This is a genomic window from Kushneria phosphatilytica, from assembly GCF_008247605.1.
Lineage (GTDB): Bacteria > Pseudomonadota > Gammaproteobacteria > Pseudomonadales > Halomonadaceae > Kushneria > Kushneria phosphatilytica.
Genome location: NZ_CP043420.1, coordinates 2498160 through 2516590, shown reverse-complemented (window position 1 = coordinate 2516590; position 18431 = coordinate 2498160). Strand labels below are relative to the sequence as shown.

Genomic DNA, 18431 nt, shown 5'->3' with positions numbered 1-18431 from the left:
GGTTCGATGTCCGGCTGGAAAAGACGGTCTGTTTCGGTAGCTACAGTCTAACGCGAAGAGGCGAGCCGGGTGGCTTCTTCCTGCTTGCGACGTACCCGGGCCTGGGCGCATTGCGCCAGCGAAGAGCGCATCAGCCACTTTTGCTCGGGATAGTAGGCAAACAGGAACTGACCATCCTTCAGCACATCGATGACCGGTCGGGCCATGGCATTGCGTACCGCAGGGCAGCCCCAGCTGCGGCCCAGACGGCCCATCTGTTGACCGGCATTGGCATTCACATATCCGGCGCCGTGCATGACGATGGCGCGGCTGTATGCAGCGTCATTGAAACCGGGTTCCAGTCCTTCCATGCGCAGGGAGTAGCCATTGCTTCCCTGGTAGGTGTTGAGCGTGTGAAACAGCCCCAGACTTGAAGCGTGCGACCCCTCCGCATTGGAGAAATGCTGCGGGATATCACCGCCGGACCCCTGACCATGAGCGACGAGCAGATGAAACAGCAGTTGGTTGCGCGCCAGATCGAAAACCCACAGCCGTGGGGTCAGCGACGAACGGCTGTAGTCGATTACAGCCAGCCGATGTGCTGAGGTACCCACGCCATGGGCCTGGGCACAGCGCATGGCGGCCAGTGCCAGCGAGAGTACCTCGGGATCGGCTTCGGGGGCGAGCGCTGCCAGTGTGGCCGACTGGGGTTGATGCTCGATGGTGGTATAGAGCGGCAGTGAGTGAGATGAAGTTTCGGCCCTGGCTGGCGTTGTTGCGATGGCCAACAGGGTGATTGCTGCAATCAACAGATGTTTCATGGGCGGTCGGTAATGGTGTGGGCGCCTCGGATCATCCATGGGAAATACCTTTCAGGCAAGTGAACGGCGCAGTCGTACCAGAGCGCTGCCGAAGAAAAGAGCGCCGAGCAGGGCAAGCGCAAACAGTCGAGGCCAGATGATATCCAGTCCCGCGCCGCGAAACAGTACGGCCTGAGCGAGCTCGATGAATTGGGTTGTCGGGGCGAGCAGCATGATGTCCTGAATAGCGGTCGGCATGCTTTCACGGGGTGTTTCGCCACCGGAGAGTATTCTTAATGGAATCAGGACCAGAATCACCAGAATTCCCAGCTGAGGCATCGAGCGGGCGATCGTGCCCAGCAGAATGCCCAGCGAAGTCATGGCGAACAGTAACAACATGGCGCCCGCGGTGAACAGCATCAGGGACCCACGCAAGGGGACCTCCAGCCACCCGGCGACTATCAGCTTCAACGAAAGCAGTGCCGCAGCCAGAACTACCATGCCCATTGAAGTGACCTTGGCCAGCATGATTTCCAGTGGTGTGACCGGCATCACCAGTAGATGCTCGAGGGTACCGTGTTCACGCTCACGGATCAGTGCTGCCCCCGAGAGGATCAATGCCAGCATGGTGAGCTGATTGACGATTTCGTTGACTGCCCCGAACCAGCTGCGGGTGAGATTGGGATTGAACTCGTTGCGGATCACTGCCCTGACAGCTGGTGTCGCCTCCTGGCGATAGCGCTGCAGAAAGGTTTCGGCTTCGGTAGTGAGGATCTGCTGAATATAGGCGGCACCCGAGAAGGCCTGGCTGACCTGGGTCGCATCCACGTTGAGCTGGATTGTCGGCTGGTTGCCGCGCAGCAGCTTCTGCTGGAAATCGGGTGGAATATCGAGCGCAAAGATGTAAGTGCCATTGTCCAGCCCGCTATCCATTCGTGCTGGGTCGATGCGCTCGGGGGGGAGAAACCAGGGCAACCTGAAAGCATCAAGCAGACGCTGTGAGACCTGGGAGCGATCCTCGTCGACCACGCCGATACTGGCGCGATGTGGTACCTCGGCGATACCGTGGGCGCTGGCGTAAATGCTCAGTGTGAAAGCATAGCCGATCAGCAGCAGTAGTACCGGATCCCGCCACAGGCTATGCAGTTCCTTGATGCCCAGTTGCAGGATATTGATGAGTCGTGGCATCTCATCTCTCCTGCTTGCGAAGTCCCAGTATGCTGAGCGTCAGCAATACCGGTATGGTCAGTACCAACAGTACAAAGGCGTGACTCAGCTCGGTAAATCCCAGGGCCTTGGCAAAGACTCCGCGGCTGATGGTCATGAAATGCGTGGTGGGATAGACCTTGCTGATGCCCGCAGCTACCCCCTGTAGGGCTGAAACGGGATCGATGATGCCGGAAAACTGAACGGCTGGAATCACGGTGGCAATGGCGGTGCCAAAGACAGCGGCCAGTTGGCTGCGAATCAGGGTGGACAGCAGCAGGCCCAAAGCTGTGGCGCAGGTGACATAAAGCAGTGCCCCCGTACACAGTGCCACCAGACTGCCCTTGACCGGTACATCGAAAATCAGTTGGGCCATGAGCAGCATGGTAAGGAAATTCATCATGCCCATGGCGATATAGGGTAACTGTTTGCCTAGCAGAAATTCGGTGCGGGTAACGGGTGTGACATGCAGGTTGGTGATCGATCCCAGTTCCTTCTCACGAACCACGCCGAGCGCTGTCAGCATCGCCGGAATCAGCATCAAAAGCAGTGGGATCACGGCCGGCACCATTGCCGGGAGACTCTTTACGTCCGGGTTGTAGCGATAGCGCAGGGCGATATCAATGGGGGGCCTGCCAGCGACTTCGGGGGCCTCTCTGGCCAACTGCTCCAGGTAGGACTCATGAATGCCCTGAACATAACCGCGGATGGTATCGGCGCGACTCGGCATGGAACCATCGATCCAGAAGGCCACCTCAGGTTGATGACCACGCTTGAGATCGCGCCCGAAATTCGGCGGAATCTCCACGGCCACACTGATTGACCCGTTGCGCAGGCGAGCGTTGATATCGGCAGGATCTCTCAACGGTGGCTGCTCGTTGAAATATCGCGACCCCGCCAGGTTGAGCACATAGCGTTGGCTGGTGGTCGTCTGGTCGCGATCAAGCACGGCGTAGTTCACCCCCTCGACATCGAAACTGATGCCATAGCCGATGACCAGCATCAGCACGATGGTTCCCAGTAATGCGAGGCTGGCACGAATCGGATCCCGTCGTAGTTCCAGTGTCTCGCGCAGGGAGTAGCCCCACAGACGCTGTAGGCTGAAGCCCCGTTGCCGTTTGGCGGGGCGACTCATGGCATCGGATAGCGGCAGTGCGGAAACGGCCTGCTTTCCCTGGGGGTCGGCCTCCTGCAGCCAGGCGATGAACGTGGCTTCCAGGTCATCCAGCCCGCGCTCTTCCATCAGCTTTCCGGGCGTATCGCTGGCCAGCACCCGACCGGCATGCATCAGTGCAATACGGTCGCAACGCAGGGCTTCGTTCATGAAATGCGTGGAAATGAAAATGGTGACGCCATCCTGTCGCGACAGCTCGCCAAGCAGGCCCCAGAAAGCGTCGCGAGCAATCGGGTCAACACCGGAAGTCGGCTCATCCAGGATCAGCAGTTCCGGACGATGAATCACGGCGACTGCCAGTGAAAGACGCTGACGCACACCCAGTGGTAATTGTTCCGGTAACCGATTGGCGACCTGCCTGAGCCCGAAGCGCTCCAGCATCTCACTGATGCGGGCGGCTTGCTGGTCGGCGGGCAGTCGAAATAGTCGGGCATGCAACACCAGGTTCTGGTAGACCGTCAGCTCGCTGTAGAGCGAAAACCCCTGGGACATGTAGCCAACCCGTTGCCGGGTATGGATATCCCCGGCATCCACGGTTTTGCCGAATAGTCGGGCCTTGCCCGCACTGGCGGGCAGCAGACCGGTCAGCATCTTCATGGTGGTGGTCTTGCCACAGCCGTTGGAGCCGATGAAGCCAAAAATTTCACCCCGTTCGATATGGAAACTGACATGATCGACGGCAGTGAAATCGCCGAAGTGACGGGTCAACCCTTCGGCCTCGATGGCCATCTCGCCATGACCTGTTCTCGGTGCAATATCCACGGGATGATGCTGACGACGGTACTGCTCGGGCAGCAGGGCAATGAAGGCTTCTTCCAGGGTGGTGGCGCCGGTGTGGGTCAACAGTTCCGCAGGGGTGCCATTGGCCAGTATTTGCCCTTCATTCATTGCCAGCAGTCGATCGAATCTCGCAGCTTCATCCATGTAGGCGGTGGCCACCAGTACGCTCATGTCCGTGCGAGCGCGACGAATATGTTCGATCAGTGTCCAGAAGCCGGCCCTTGACAGTGGATCGACGCCGGTCGTTGGCTCATCAAGGATCAGCAGATCAGGGTCATGAATCAGAGCGCAGCACAGGCCAAGTTTCTGCTTCATGCCTCCGGAAAGTTTGCCGGCCGGCCGGTCGATAAAACTGGCCAGTCCTGTTCCGTGTACCAGCGCATCAATGCGTTCACGGCGTTCGGTGGCGGAATGGCCAAAGAGTCTGGCGAAGAAATCGAGGTTCTCGCGTACGCTTAATGTGGCGTAGAGATTGCGGCCCAGGCCCTGGGGCATGTAGGCGATGCGCTGACAGACCGAGCGCCGGTAATCGGCACTGGCCATGTCACCACCGAGCACCTCGAGCGTCCCATCCTGTAATCTGCGAGCACCTGAAATCAGGGCCAGCAGGCTGGACTTGCCCACACCATCCGGCCCGATCAGACCGATCAACTGACCGGCTGGCAGTGTCAGGCTCAGGGCATCCAGTGCAATCGTTTTACCGTAACGCAGGCGGATATCGGCAAGCCGGACAACCGGTGCGGCAGCTTCTCGATTCATGATGAGACATTGATCCGTAATTCCGGCGGCCATTCGACGCTGTCATCGAGTTTGAGCCAGGCCATGCCGGGGAGGCCGGTCTTGACCTGTTCAATGTGCTCACGCAGTAGTTGCGGATCGATCCGGGCCTTGACCCGAAACATCAGCTTCTCGCGTTCATCACGTGTTTCCACTGTGCGGGGAGTAAACTGGGCGACGCTGGCGACATAGCTGACCCGGGCAGGGATCACATACTGTGGGGCAGCATCGAGTACGAGACGGACCTCTTCGCCGAGGGCTACCCGACCAGCCTGAGTGGCGGGTAGAAAGAAGGTCATGTAGACATCGGTAAGGTCAACCAGATTAAGCACTCGCCCGCCCGGTGCCAGTACCTCCCCGGGTTCGGCAATGCGGTACTGCACACGGGCTACCCGATCGGCGTGCAGCTGACAGTCGTCGAGATCCACCTGCAGCTGACGTACGGCTGCCTGAGCGGCTTCTATGGATGAGCCGGCCTCGATGACCTGTGAGTCGGCCGCTCGTATCGCAGCTTCGGCGGAGAGTACTTCGGTCCGGGCTGCAGTCAGTGCGGCCTGCGCACTCTGCCAGCTGGCCTGGTCATCATCGAGCTGCTGCCGTGACAGGGCGTTACGCGCTACCAGTTCCCGGGTTCGCTGATAGCGTTTGTGGGCAGCCACCAGTTCCGCCCGGCGCTGTTCCACTACAGCCTGTGCCGTGGTTTTTTCGCTTTTGCGTTGGGCGAGCAGGGAACGCGCGGTCTCCAGAGCGTTCTCGGCCTGGCGCTTTTGTGCCCGTGCCTGGTCGAGCTGGGCTTCGAGAGGACGGGTATCCATGCGTGCCAGCAACTGCCCCGGTTCGACAAGCGCACCTTCGGCTACCGCTATCGCCTCGACTCGACCGCCCAGTCGAGTCGCAACGTCGATCTCCGTGGCTTCCACGCGACCGTTACCACGAGCGAAGACGTCATCAGGCTCGGCAGGCTGGAGCCACCACCAGAGAACGCCGCCTGACAGAATGAGAATGGTGGCGAGTCCAAACCAGCGCAGTAGCGGTCGGGCGGAAAAGTGTCTCATGCCCTCCCGCCATGCTGTTCATGGACGCTGATGACCATGCACTCGGCAACATGGCTGACCTTGTGCGAAACACTGCCTACGATGAAACCACGTAAATCGGTAAGCCCTCGACTTCCCATGACAATGGCATCGACGTTGAGTCGTTTGGCTTCCTCGACGATGATGTCCGCCGGCGATCCCAGCCGCAGCAGTGTCTGTACATCCCCCTTGTAATGGCTGCTCGGCATCAGCTCGATGGCGCGATCGAGAATGGCTCGCCCTTCCTTTTCGGCCTTGTCGATGACTGCTTCCCGCACCATTTGATGGACCCGATAATCGCCGCCGTATTGCATGGGTTCGAAAGGCTCCTGCACGGTCAGCAGATGGATTGTGCCCTGATTCGGCGTTGCCAGCTGACAGGCGATCTGCAGCGCGGTCTGGGCGTAATCCGAGCCATCAATGGGAACCAGCAGTGACCTGAACATGGCGTCTACCTCGCATTCGTTAACGAGCCTTCGGGCGATCCCCTTGTATTGCGAGGTTACCTGCCATGTCGATGGGCATATTGATCTGCATCAAGAAAGTCTCGAATGGTCCGTGCAAGTCTGATAACCAGCGACTCTACTCGCCACGATCATGCCGCCATTCGGGCGTGAGATGCAGTTCTACGCGAGGAACACCGTCATGGAATCCAGGCAGTGGCATGCGCTGACCAGGGATGCGGTACTCAGCGAACTGGATTCGGTGATGACCGGACTGAGCAGTGTCCAGGTAGCTGCACGCCTGCGTGATTACGGTGCCAATCGATTGCCGGAGCCCCCCAAACGCAGTCTGTTGCGGCGTTTTCTGCTGCAGTTTCACAACGTATTGATCCATGTGCTGCTGGGTTCGGCTTTGGTGACGGCTTTACTGGGTCACGTCGTGGATACGGCGGTTATCCTCGGGGTGGTCTTCATCAATGCAGCCATCGGACTGGTCCAGGAGTATCGAGCAGAGCGCGCGCTGGCTGCCATCAGCGACCTGCTGGCCCCGTATGCCAATGTGCTGCGTGACGGGGGGCGATGCAGCGTCAGGGTGGAAGACCTGGTCCCGGGGGATATCGTGCTGCTTTCAGCAGGGGACAGGGTGCCTGCCGATCTGCGGGTGCTTCGAAGCCATGGTCTGGGTATACAGGAGGCCATGCTGACTGGCGAGTCGCTGACGGTGGAGAAGCATACCGATCCGGTTTTCCCTGCCGTCGCAGTGGCCGAGCGAAGCTGTATGGCATTCGGTGGCACCCTGGTGGTCAGCGGTCAGGGAGTGGGTGTTGTGGTCGCGACAGGTACCGATACCGAGATGGGGCGGATCAGTCACCTGCTCGGCAATGTCACTACTCTGACTACGCCCCTGGTCAGACAGATGAATGTATTCGCTCGACGGTTGACGGTCGTCATCCTGTCTCTGGCATTGGTGGTGCTGGCGCTGGGTCACTTTATCTGGCACTACCCGTTCAGTGATTTGTTTATTGCTGTGGTAGGGCTATCGGTTGCGGCTATCCCCGAGGGTCTGCCAGCGGTCATGACGATTACGCTGGCGTTGGGGGCGCGGGCGATGGCGCGACGCAACGCTGTGGTGCGCCATTTGCCGGCTATCGAGACACTAAGCAGTGTTTCCGTTATCTGTACTGACAAGACCGGCACCCTGACACGCAACGAAATGGTGGCTTCAGAACTGGTGACCGTGGATGAGTGTCTGGTCATCTCGGGAGAAGGGTATGCACCTGACGGCGAGATTCGTAGCGCAGAGCTGCGCCTTGATCCGCAGACCCGTCCGGGATTGCAGGAACTGGCTCAGGTGGCAGCGCTCTGCAATGACGCGGCGCTGCAAAATAGCGAAGGTAGCTGGCGGGTTGAAGGCGATCCCATGGAGGGCGCACTGCTGGCCCTGGCTGCGCGTCTTGGCGTTACCCGCGCGAAGGCACAACAGCAGTGGATACGCACCGATGTGCTGCCGTTCGAGGCCGAGCATCGCTATATGGCGACGCTGCATCACGATCACGAGGGCCATGCCCGGTTATTCATCAAGGGGGCGCCGGAGAGAGTGCTGGCGATGTGTCGTCGGGTACGTACCGCCGATGGTGGGGAGGCGTACCTGGATGACAATTGGTGGCAGGCCCGGATTGAAGCACTGGCTGCTCGTGGACAGCGGGTTCTGGCGCTGGCAAGTCGGATGGTGCCAGCCTCCCAGACGGTGCTTGCGCGCGCTGACGTGGAAGGCGGGATCGTATTGCTCGGACTGGTGGCTCTGATGGATCCGCCGCGCCCGGAAGCTGTAGCGGCCATTGCCGAGTGTCAGCGAGCTGGCATCGGTGTACGCATGATTACCGGTGATCATGCCACTACCGCAGCAGCCATCGGTCGCATGCTTGGGCTGGCACGGACCCAACGTGTCATCACGGGTGCCGAGCTGGATACCATGAATGATGGTGAGCTCGGCCGCGCCGTAATGGAAACGGATATCTTTGCTCGCACCAGCCCTGAGCACAAGCTGAGACTGGTTACAGCCCTGCAGGCGCATGGTCTGACCGTCGCCATGACCGGTGACGGGGTCAATGATGCGCCAGCGCTCAAGCGCGCCGATGTCGGCATCGCCATGGGACGCAAGGGCAGTGAAGCGGCAAGGGAAGCAGCCGACATCGTGCTGGCCGATGACAATTTTGCCTCCATAGTGGCTGCGGTACGCGAAGGCCGTACCGTAAACGACAACATTACCCGAGTGATCGGCTGGACCCTGCCGACCAGTGCTGGTGAGGCGGCTACCATCATGGCAGCACTGCTGCTGGGCATGGTCCTGCCGGTGACGCCGGTACAGATTTTATGGGTCAATCTGATTACCGCCGTCACTCTCGGCGTGGCGCTGGCGTTCGAGCCTGGCGAAAGGAGTGCCATGCAGCGGCCGCCACGCTCGCCCCACGCACCGCTATTGGGATGGTTCTGGCTGTGGCATATCGTACTGGTGACGCTACTTTTTCTGGCAGGTGTTTTCGGTGTCTATGCCTGGGCGATCGGGCAGGGGCATGACATCGCACTGGCACGCACCATGGCAATGAACACTCTGATCATGATGGAAATTGCCCATCTGTTCTTCATTCGCAGCATTCACGCTCCAGCGTTCAGTATTGCCACACTGCGTGGGACCCGGGCCGTCTGGAGTGCAATCGCCATTGTCGTGATGGCGCAATGCGCCATGATCTGGGTGCCACCATTGCAGGCCATATTCGACACCCGAGCCATTCCGTTTTTCGAGGGTTTATTAATCCCTGTGGTGGGCGTATTACTGCTGCTGGCTGTGGAGACTGAAAGACAACTACGACGCAGAATGAAAAAACACTGGCATGGCAGTATTGGCCACCATGCCAGTAAATGAATGTACCAAAGCGATCAGGCGTCGGATAAGCCTGAAGGAAGGAGAACAGAAATCCTGAAGATTTCTTTGCAGGTTTTTTTGCAATTAACAATAGCCGGAATTATGGCTGTCCAGTTTGTTGAGGCACCTGCTGAAATATTGTCTGGGACTGCTGGCGTGCTTGCAGATTATTACGAATCATCTGCTGGCGCAGGGAAAAGATCTGCTTGTATTGTTCGCTGATGGCTTCAGGATCGATGTTGTCATTCAGATAGAGCGAGTGCAATTGTGCCTGATGCGCCATCATCTGCTGCATCAAAGGCGTCTGTTGTTTGATCAGCTGTTGCTGGATGTCACGCAAATGATTGCGTTGCTGAGCGTTCAGATTACCGTTGGCATCCGGGTACTCATACCACATCATTCCTGGGCCATGACCATAGCTGCCCATCATCATGCCCGGGCCGTAGTCATTCATCATGGAGGTATTGCAACCGTAATCATTCATCATGCCTTGCCCGGCGCCGTAACTCATTCCGGGGCCTGAATGGCTCATCATACCGGTGCCATGTTCGCCATGAGCCGATGCCAGAGGGCTGGCCAGCACCAGCCATGTGCAGGCAAACAGTCCGGGCAGATATCGCTTGTTCATCCGTTTTTCTCCTGCTGAGTAATCAGGGAGTGAATATCGATCCCCTGACAAGAAACGTTTAATAGCATGCCGCGGATAAAAGTCAGTTGACTTGACGGAGATCAAAAAAAACCTTGCTCCCTCCTTTACTCTTTTCGGGGCAAGGAAAGGATGTCGAAAGAGCAGGAAGTTCATCAGGGATCAGGGAATATTAAAATTTGCATGGAAGCACTGAGCTCCTGTCGTCAGACAGGAGCTTTTTTCATGGAGGCAGCTGATCAGGGCTGTGTAAGTGGCCATAAGAGGCGCCCTGAGTCGCATCCATGGCATTTTCAGTGGCGGTTCGAGTGAACGAAAGAGACCTGAATGTTCGGCTTTCGTTGAACCCGGCCTCATTTTGACGCTGATCAAATTTATTGTTTTCCACCCGGATAATCTTGGCCTCAGGGGCGTTCGTCATTCTGCCAGGGAGAGGAGCGCAATTGCGGTTACTGCCATCAGTGTCTGATGACAGGATCGGTCATCCGGAGGGGGAAGTCGCCATGCAGCGAAGCATACTTCTCGAGGCGATCGCAGAGGGGATAGGGACCTTCATTCTTGTACTGTTTGGCGTTGGGTCGGTCGCGGTATCCGTCTGGACGGGTGGGCTGACACTGTGGCCGGTCTCGCTGATGTTTGCGCTGGGCGTAACGCTTGGTGTCTATGCTTCCGGCAAGATTTCCGGAGGGCATATCAATCCGGCGGTCACACTGACCATGGCCGTTTTTACCGGCTTTCCCTGGTCAAAGGTCGGACCGTATATCCTGGGCCAGTTTCTCGGGGCAGTACTTGCGGCAGTAGCGATCTATCTTTTCTATGCCGGCATTGTGGCGCATTTCGAACAGGGTGCGAATCTCATACGCGGTGAAGCCGGCAGTCAGTTGAGCGCCATGGGGCTGGCGACCTACGCCCCCAACCCGGCCTTTTCAGGGACGACTGCAGAGGCCTTTCAGCAGGTCTCGCTGCTCAAATGGTTCATGTCCGAAGCCTTCACGACAGCCATTCTTGTGTTCGGGGTGCTTTATCTGACCGATCAGCACAACACCTCGGCACCCACCGCCAACCTTGCTCCGTTTTTCATTGGTCTACTGGTGGCAGCACTGGTGGCTTACGAGGCGCCCATTTCCATGACGGCCATGAATCCGGCGCGTGATCTGGGGCCGCGTGTCGTGGCCTATATCTTCGGCTGGGGCGACATGGCCTTTCCCGGCCCAAGAGGCGGCTGGTGGATACCGACCATCGCTTCCTGTGCTGGCGGAATGATCGCAGGAGCGTTTTATCGCGGCTTCTATCGCCAGGTTTTCAAAATTTATGACACCGAAGCACCGGAATGGGAGAAAAAGCCGTGAAAAAGCTGATTGATAATGCCGATGACGTCACGCTGGAGCAGCTCAAGGGATTTGGCCTCGCCCATGACACGGTCGAGGTGCATTTCGATCCCAATTTCATCTGCCTGGCCGGAGGAGTAGAGGGCCGTGTAGCCGTCATCTCCGGAGGGGGTTCCGGACATGAGCCGCTGCATGGTGGCTATGTCGGGATGGGCATGCTGGACGCGGCCTGCCCCGGTCAGGTGTTTACCTCGCCAACACCGGATCAGATGTATGAAGCAGGCAAGGCCGTCAATGGCGGCAAAGGTATCCTGCAGATCGTCAAGAACTATACCGGTGATGTACTGAACTTCCAGATGGCTGCCGATCTGCTACGTGCAGAGGGGATCGAGGTGCGCAATATCATCATCGATGATGACGTGGCGCTGCAGGATTCTCTTTATACCGCTGGACGACGTGGCCTTGGGACGACCGTGATTGCCGAGAAGGTGTGTGGTGCGGCCTCGCGGGAAGGTTACGATCTTGATCGGCTCGCCGCGCTGTGTAGAAAGGTCAATATCCATGGCAAGAGCATGGGCATGGCGCTGACATCCTGTATGACGCCGCAAAACGGTACGCCGAGTTTCGAACTGGGTGAAGACGAGATGGAAATCGGCATTGGCATCCATGGTGAGCCCGGTATTGAGCGAATGCCGATCAAGAGCGCCACTGAAGTCACTTCAATGCTCGCCAGGCGCATTCTGGAAGACGGTGCCTACACCCGCACCCTGTCCGAGTGGGACTCTGAAAAGGAGGATTGGGTCGATGTCGAGATACAGGATATTACCTTCCAGCAGGGAGATGAGGTGATTGCTATCGTCAACAGCATGGGCGGTACGCCAATCTCCGAGCTCTATACGGTCTATGCCGCGCTGGCAGAGCAGGCGGAGCAGCATGGTGTGAAAATCGTACGCCGTCTGATCGGCCATTACATTACTTCGCTGGAAATGGCCGGGGTTTCCATCACCCTGGTGAAGGCCGATGAGGAAATCCTGCATTTTTATGATGCTCCGGTGAATACGCCGGCGCTGCGCTGGGGGGCATGAAATGGCCAATGCCAATACTCCCTTGCAGGTCGTGACGGCGGCCATGATTCGTCGCTGGATCGAGGAAATGGCCAGCGTGCTTGCTGAAAATCGCGCCTGTCTCAGTGAACTCGACTCACCGATCGGTGATGCTGATCATGGCAACAACATGGAGCGGGGCTTCAGGGCCGTGCTGGCAACACTGCCGGAGACCGAGGATATCGGTGCCCTTTTAAAGGGTGTGGCCATGACGCTGATCTCCAGGGTGGGGGGGGCTGCCGGACCACTTTATGGCACCTTCTTTCTGGAGGCGGGCAAACCGCTGGCTGGCAAGACCGAGCTGACGCCCGAGGATGTCGTACAGCTTTTTGAAAATGGTGTGACCGGGATAAGAAAGCGCGGTCGTTCCGACACAGGCATGAAAACCATGCTCGATGCGCTGGTGCCTGCCGCCGATGCCCTGCGCAGTACGCTTGCTGAAGGAGGTGATCTGGCGGCTGCGCTCAAGGCGGCTACTGACGCTGCAGAAGCGGGCATGAAGGGCACCATTCCGATGCTGGCGCAACGGGGCCGCGCCAGTTACCTGGGCGAGCGTAGTGTAGGCCATCAGGACCCCGGCGCGACCTCCAGCTATCTGATCGTTCGAGCACTCGGCGATGCGGTCGAGGGGATAAGCCGATGATCGGTATCGTGATCGTGTCACACAGTCGTCGTCTGGCCGAAGGGCTCAAGGAGCTCGCCGAGGCCATGAGTCAGGTGCAGGTGCCGATTGCTGCAGCTGGCGGTGTGGACGACCCCGAGCATCCGCTGGGCACCGATGGTATGCGTGTGCTGGAGGCAATTCGTGAGGTGTTGTCGGATGAGGGCGCACTGGTCTTTGCCGATATCGGCTCGGCCAGGTTGAGTGCCGAGATGGCGATCGAACTGTTGGAGGCGGATGAGCAGGCCAAAGTACATTTCTGTGAAGCCCCTCTGGTCGAAGGGGTGCTTGCTGCAGCCGTGCAGATTGCCGCCGGTAGTGATTCGATAACCGTCATGCGTGAGGCGCGACAGGCTGGGGCCATGCTCGCTGAGACGCCGGAAGCAACAGGCGGTGGTGTTGAGCGGGAGTTCACCATTCGTAATCGACTGGGGCTGCATGCGCGTCCTGCTGCCTTGCTGGTTCGAACCATGGGGGCATTTGAGGGCGATATTCGGCTGGAAAATCTTTCCCGAGGCAAGCAGCCGGTCAGTGCCAAAAGCATCAACGGCATCATGCTGTCCGATGTCAGTGGTGGCGACAGCGTTCGGGTGACGGCACCCGCGGACAAGGCTGAAGCAGTTTTTACGGCGATGCAGCGACTCATCGATGACAACTTCGGTGATCCCGAAGACGCCGCTGTTGAGTCGGCATCGTCTTCTGGCAGTGCCGAAGAGATGGCGATTCTGCCGCAGACCAGGGCGGGCGCACTGGTGGGTGTCGCCATTGCCCCCGGCTTTGCACTGGGACCGCTGCATCATGTGCAACAGGCGCTTTTGAAGATCGAGCCGGTCAGGGTCGAGGATCCGGCAGTCGAAATTGAACGCCTTGACAGGGCACTGATCGATGCCGAAGCCGAACTCAATACACTATTACAGAACCCGGATATCTCGCCTGGTGACGCTGAGCGGCAGATCTTCATGGCCCATATTACCTATCTGCATGATCAGGAGATCATCACCGAGGTTCGAGAGCGCATTCGACGTGAGAGCATTTGTGCGGCAGCCATCTGGCAGCAGACCCTGTCAGCGCTGGCAGATCGTTATGCTGCGCTGGAAGACAGGTTGTTGCAGGCAAGGGCTATTGATGTCATCGATGTCGGCCAGCGTGTGCTGCGTTTTTTAACCGATACACGAACCGCTCCCCGATACCCGACAGAACCGGCTGTTCTGGCCTTTCAGGAATTGCATCCATCGGATGTTGCGGCGCTGGCTGATTCTCCGGCATTGGGCATTTGTACGGCTTACGGGGGTAAAACCTCTCATGCCGGCATCCTTGCCAGTGGTCTGTCGATCCCGGTGATATTTTCACTCGGGGAGGCACTGAATGCAGTGCCCGAGGGCCAGCAGGTGATGCTGGATGGCGGGGCGGCTCGACTGCTCCAGGCGCCGGATAGTGAAGCGGTAGCTGCCATGGAACAGGCCCGCCTGGACTGGCAGGCCAGACGAAATGAGGCCGAGGCGGCAAGGCTACTGACCGCCGAGACCCGGGATGGTCATCGGGTACAGGTTGCCGCCAACATGACCTCTGCCGATGAACTGCCCATGATCGCTCATAGTGGGGCAGAAGAAATCGGCCTGTTGCGCACGGAATTTCTGTACATGGGCCGTGATACGGCACCGGATGAAGAAGAGCAGTACGAGATCTACCGGCGCATTGTGCGCGGTCTCGAAGGTCGACCCCTGACCATTCGCACTGCAGATATCGGTGGTGACAAGCCGGTGCCCTACATGAAGCGCCCAAAAGAGATGAATCCCAACCTGGGTTGGCGTGGCCTGCGTTACAGTCTGGATGAACCCGCGCTGTTCGAGACCCAGTTGGCGGCCATTCTGCGTGCCAGCGCCGATGGTCCGGTTCGGATCATGTTTCCGATGGTCAGTACACTGAGCGAGACCAGAGCCGCCAGAGAGCGGGTGAACAAGGTGATGGAGCGGCTGCGTCGGGCAGGGAAACCGTTCGATGAACAGTTGCAGATCGGTATCATGATCGAGGTGCCGGCAGCAGTTGAACTGGCGCCCCGTTTGGCCTCGGAAGTCGATTTTTTCAGTATCGGTACCAACGACCTGACCCAGTATGTCATGGCGGCCGACCGGGCCAATCCAAAACTTCAGAAACTCTCCGATCCATTTCATCCGGCAGTACTGCGCATGATTGCCAGAACGATCGAGGCGGCGCATGAAGCCAATATCCGGGTTGGCATGTGTGGCGCGATGGCCGGCAACCCCCAGGCCATACCCATTCTGGTGGGGTTAGGGCTTGATGAGTTCAGCATGCCGGCCCGTGATATAGCAGAGTTCAAGCTTGTGACCCGACGTTTGAGCCATTCGACCTGCCGCCTGCTGGCAACAGCCGTTATCAGGCTGGACTCCAGCAAGGCAGTCCATGAGAGAGTCATGAGCTTTCTGGCACAGCTCGAACAGGACACGAGCGCATCGTAGTATCGCCGGGTTTGAATGAGATTTGCCCCTCCTGCATGGAAGGATGACCCATCAGCGATGTCATGCTGCGTATCGACTGAGCCCGGCAGCATGACTGGGATATCAATATAGTGCTGTAACGCCTGAAGCCCATGTGAGCTCAAGGTGTTCCGAATTTGCTGCCAGGCTTGGATGCCATACTGGTGGACGCTTTTGCATCAGTAAACTCCATTGTTCCAGCTCTATCTTCAGCCAGGGCCGAGCTCGACAGGCTCGTGTGAAGACGCATGTGCCCATGGTGATGAATCAACAGATGTTTCAGGGCGGATTTTTCTTTTCTGCTAATATCAGCATATAAAAATAAACAATTTTTCAAAAAATAATATTATTTAATCATCCTGTCACCTGCATGACATGTGGTAACTGTAGATGCGCAAGATCAGTTAATTCCATGGATGATTTTGTCCATGAAATTTTTTCATTTTATAAGTTTCTGAAAATTCTAGCCTTTTATCCTTAACAGGCACAGTAGTGTGATTGCCAAAGGGCGACGGGTACGGCTAGAGTTCTCCTATAAGTTTTGCTTATACAATTTATGGTTAATACTGTTTGAGTGTTCAGCTTTCAATGACTCGGGAGGAGCAGCCTCATGAGCATTTCCATGCTCGAGAGTCAGTGTTGGGGATCCTGTCAAACCTGCAGCCTCAGCTCTCTTTGTTTGCCCCTGGCGTTGTGCATAAATGAAATGAAGGAATTCGATGCCATCATTACTCGGCGGCGTGCCCCACTTGTCCGGGGAGAAAACCTGTGTCGTCAGGGAGAATCCTTCACGAATGTATTTGCCGTTCGCTCAGGGAGCTTCAAGCAGATCGTGCTGGATGAGGAGGGGGAGGAGCAGATCAGTCACTTCTATCTCCCGGGCGAGCTGATTGGCCTGGAAAGCATTGATGAAGGCCATTATCCGGGGTTCGTGGTGGCTCTGGGACGTTCCTCCGTATGTGAAATCCCTTTTCAGCAGCTGGATACGCTGGCCGAACGGATACCGAGTCTGCGCCAGCAGCTCTATCGAAGTATCAGTCGTGGCATGAACGAGGATCGTCACCTGATCCGATTGCTGACCTGCAAGAGTGCAGAGGAAAGAATTGCCAGTTTCTTCCTGGATCTGGGCCGGCGCTTCAGGCGTTCCGGATTTGCTTTCGAGCACTTTCGCCTGCCCATGTCACGTACCGATATCGGAAGTCATCTTGGCCTGGCGCTGGAAACTGTCAGCCGTGTACTGGGTCGGCTGCAACAACAGGGCGTCATCAGTCTCCATGGCCGGGAATTACAGATTCTCAGGACTGATGAACTCTATCGCCTCTCTGAAAAGTATCCCTCTCATGCAGGGGGGATGGGCGCTCTTCGATAAGTCATGAAAGGGCGTTGTGTCGGGAGCTGAAGTGCTCGAGGCTGATGACAGCCAGCCGGATTCATACGGTATTTGATATGGGTCAAATTACGCTTCATGCAGAGTTTTAATCTGCAGTAACTGTCATGCCGGTCTGTTCCCGGCTGCTAATCGGGGAGGTGCTTATGTTCAGGTCACTGCTGGTCCCTGTTGATGGTTCGGAACATGCCCGTCATGCCCTCAAGGTCGCCTGTCAGCTGATTTTGCCTGACGGGGTATTGCATCTTCTGCATGTTATCGAGCCCCCGCCCATCATGTACGGGCTCGAAACCATGGGCGTGAGAAGTCCGCTGGATACCTTCCCGGAACAGCAGCAGAAACAGGAAGGGCAGGCCATCATGGATCGAATGATAAAAAGCATGCCTTCACACCAGTGCCAGGTGGATACTCAGGTGCTGGTGGGTACGCCAGCCTATGTCATTGTCGCCGAAGCCGGGAAAAATGGGGTGGACGCCATTGTCATGGGGAGCCGGGGGCTCAGTGATATCAAGGGCCTGATGGTGGGTAGTGTCTCACACCGGGTGGGATATACGGCGCCCTGTACGGTGATCTGTGTCCATGATGTGCCTGCAGCGGCATCGCAGGCGGTTGCCTGACCGCGAAGTGCGGTTATAGAGCATGGGAAAACATGTCATGTATCAGTCCATTCTTGTACCGCTGGATGGCTCCGAATGTGCCCAAAAGGCATTGAAGATTGCTGCCCATCTGAAACGCAGAACTGACGCGTCACTGTTTCTGCTGCATGTGCCGGTCAAACCCGATATATGGAATGACCACAGGGATAGGGTGGGAGCGACCACATTGGGGTATACGCCTGAGGAAGTTGTTCAGTATGGACGACAAATGGTGGAAAGATCAGCTTCCAGTGCTGCGCTGGAGAAGGATGATTATACCTTGCTGGCCACAAGTGGCGATCCGGCTGATGTGATACTGGAGCAGGCAGAGAAATTGCATGTAGATGCCATCTTCATGGGGAGAAGAGGCATGAGTAATGTTCAGGGGCTGCTGATAGGGAGCATCTGCCAACGGGTCAGCCATGCAGCACCCTGTCCAGTAATTGTGGTGCATTGATGATATCAACTCACCCTGGAGAGCGGCTGACATGTATCGATCAATTCTGGTTCCCATGGACGGTTCGGAAGGCGCCTTTTGCGCATTTGAACTGGCTTGTCATCTGTTGCGCGATGACTCCTCCCATTTGATGGCCCTGATTGTTGATGAAACAAAAGGGGGTAAGCATGCACCATCGACAGAGAGGCATGATATCGATCATATGCGTCAGCAGATGGATCGCCTGGCCACTCAGGCAGGGGTCAGGGATGACAATATCAGTATCGAAATCTCCCGGGGAGATCCTGTTGAACACATCGTCCGTGAGGCCGGGAAGACAGGTGTGGATGCCATCGTCATGGGCAGTCGCGGTTTAAGCAACCTGGCCGGCCATGGTCAACAGATGGGGGGTGTCTCACACAGGGTGAGTCATCGCGCACCCTGCTCGGTATTGACGGTTCATGGGGCCCGACAGGCTCACAGCTCACATCGAAGTCATTCGATTTGAATATGAAAGATCGGCATTTATTCCCGGGAGCGCGGACTGAAGCAGTCTGACGCTGCCCGGGATTCCACCACGGCTAT

General features: G+C 57.4%; 15 protein-coding genes. 9 read left to right on the top strand and 6 right to left on the bottom strand.

Annotated features, from left to right (window positions below; translation table 11 throughout):
- Positions 1–47 precede the first annotated feature (47 nt).
- Genes FY550_RS11630 through FY550_RS11610 form a run of 5 tightly spaced genes read right to left on the bottom strand, consistent with a single transcriptional unit; the run spans position 48 to position 6235 of the window.
- Positions 48–800 carry a murein L,D-transpeptidase catalytic domain family protein gene (locus FY550_RS11630; RefSeq protein WP_084388147.1) on the bottom strand — a complete coding sequence of 251 codons (753 nt, stop codon included), beginning with the start codon at positions 798–800 and terminating at the stop codon, positions 48–50.
- 51 nt (positions 801–851) lie between these two features.
- Positions 852–1967 carry an ABC transporter permease gene (locus tag FY550_RS11625; protein WP_149054546.1) on the bottom strand — a complete coding sequence of 372 codons (1116 nt, stop codon included), beginning with the start codon at positions 1965–1967 and terminating at the stop codon, positions 852–854.
- 1 nt (position 1968) lies between these two features.
- Positions 1969–4698, bottom strand: coding sequence for a ribosome-associated ATPase/putative transporter RbbA (gene rbbA, locus FY550_RS11620; protein WP_070979234.1), 2730 nt, complete (start codon positions 4696–4698; stop codon positions 1969–1971).
- Positions 4695–5771: an HlyD family secretion protein gene (locus FY550_RS11615; protein ID WP_070979232.1), complete on the bottom strand. Its 1077-nt coding sequence runs from the start codon at positions 5769–5771 to the stop codon at positions 4695–4697. The genes rbbA and FY550_RS11615 overlap by 4 nt, the downstream gene beginning before the upstream one ends.
- Entirely contained in the window at positions 5768–6235 is a 468-nt protein-coding gene (locus FY550_RS11610; protein WP_070979225.1) for a universal stress protein, read from the bottom strand. The genes FY550_RS11615 and FY550_RS11610 overlap by 4 nt, the downstream gene beginning before the upstream one ends.
- Before the next feature lie 199 nt (positions 6236–6434).
- On the opposite strand from FY550_RS11610, the gene FY550_RS11605 reads away from it, so the two are divergent.
- Positions 6435–9155 (top strand): cation-translocating P-type ATPase, encoded by a 2721-nt coding sequence (locus FY550_RS11605; protein WP_199287802.1) that lies wholly within the window; start codon positions 6435–6437, stop codon positions 9153–9155.
- A gap of 100 nt (positions 9156–9255) precedes the next feature.
- On the opposite strand, the gene FY550_RS11600 is transcribed toward FY550_RS11605, so the two are convergent.
- Positions 9256–9957: a Spy/CpxP family protein refolding chaperone gene (locus tag FY550_RS11600; protein WP_084388146.1), complete on the bottom strand. Its 702-nt coding sequence runs from the start codon at positions 9955–9957 to the stop codon at positions 9256–9258.
- 347 nt (positions 9958–10304) lie between these two features.
- Here FY550_RS11600 and FY550_RS11595 point away from each other — a divergent pair, with 347 nt between their 5' ends.
- From FY550_RS11595 to FY550_RS11560, 8 genes are all read left to right on the top strand, one after another.
- Positions 10305–11150, top strand: a complete 846-nt coding sequence (locus FY550_RS11595) for an MIP/aquaporin family protein (protein ID WP_070979221.1) — start codon at positions 10305–10307, stop codon at positions 11148–11150.
- On the top strand, positions 11147–12214 hold the full coding sequence (gene dhaK / locus FY550_RS11590) for a dihydroxyacetone kinase subunit DhaK (protein WP_149054545.1): 1068 nt from the start codon (positions 11147–11149) through the stop codon (positions 12212–12214). The genes FY550_RS11595 and dhaK overlap by 4 nt, the downstream gene beginning before the upstream one ends.
- A 1-nt stretch (position 12215) precedes the next feature.
- A complete protein-coding gene (gene dhaL / locus FY550_RS11585; protein WP_084388145.1) occupies positions 12216–12875 on the top strand; it encodes a dihydroxyacetone kinase subunit DhaL in 660 nt (219 codons plus the stop codon).
- Entirely contained in the window at positions 12872–15370 is a 2499-nt protein-coding gene (ptsP, locus tag FY550_RS11580; RefSeq protein ID WP_149054544.1) for a phosphoenolpyruvate--protein phosphotransferase, read from the top strand. The genes dhaL and ptsP overlap by 4 nt, the downstream gene beginning before the upstream one ends.
- A gap of 628 nt (positions 15371–15998) precedes the next feature.
- Positions 15999–16757: a fumarate/nitrate reduction transcriptional regulator Fnr gene (gene fnr / locus FY550_RS11575; RefSeq protein WP_070979219.1), complete on the top strand. Its 759-nt coding sequence runs from the start codon at positions 15999–16001 to the stop codon at positions 16755–16757.
- Between the two features lie 164 nt (positions 16758–16921).
- Positions 16922–17392: a universal stress protein gene (locus tag FY550_RS11570; protein WP_070979216.1), complete on the top strand. Its 471-nt coding sequence runs from the start codon at positions 16922–16924 to the stop codon at positions 17390–17392.
- A 37-nt stretch (positions 17393–17429) separates the two neighbouring features.
- Complete coding sequence (locus tag FY550_RS11565) at positions 17430–17867, top strand: universal stress protein (RefSeq protein ID WP_070979276.1); 438 nt, start codon at positions 17430–17432, stop codon at positions 17865–17867.
- A 31-nt stretch (positions 17868–17898) separates the two neighbouring features.
- Positions 17899–18354, top strand: coding sequence for a universal stress protein (locus tag FY550_RS11560; protein WP_070979213.1), 456 nt, complete (start codon positions 17899–17901; stop codon positions 18352–18354).
- The last annotated feature ends 77 nt before the right edge of the window (positions 18355–18431 follow it).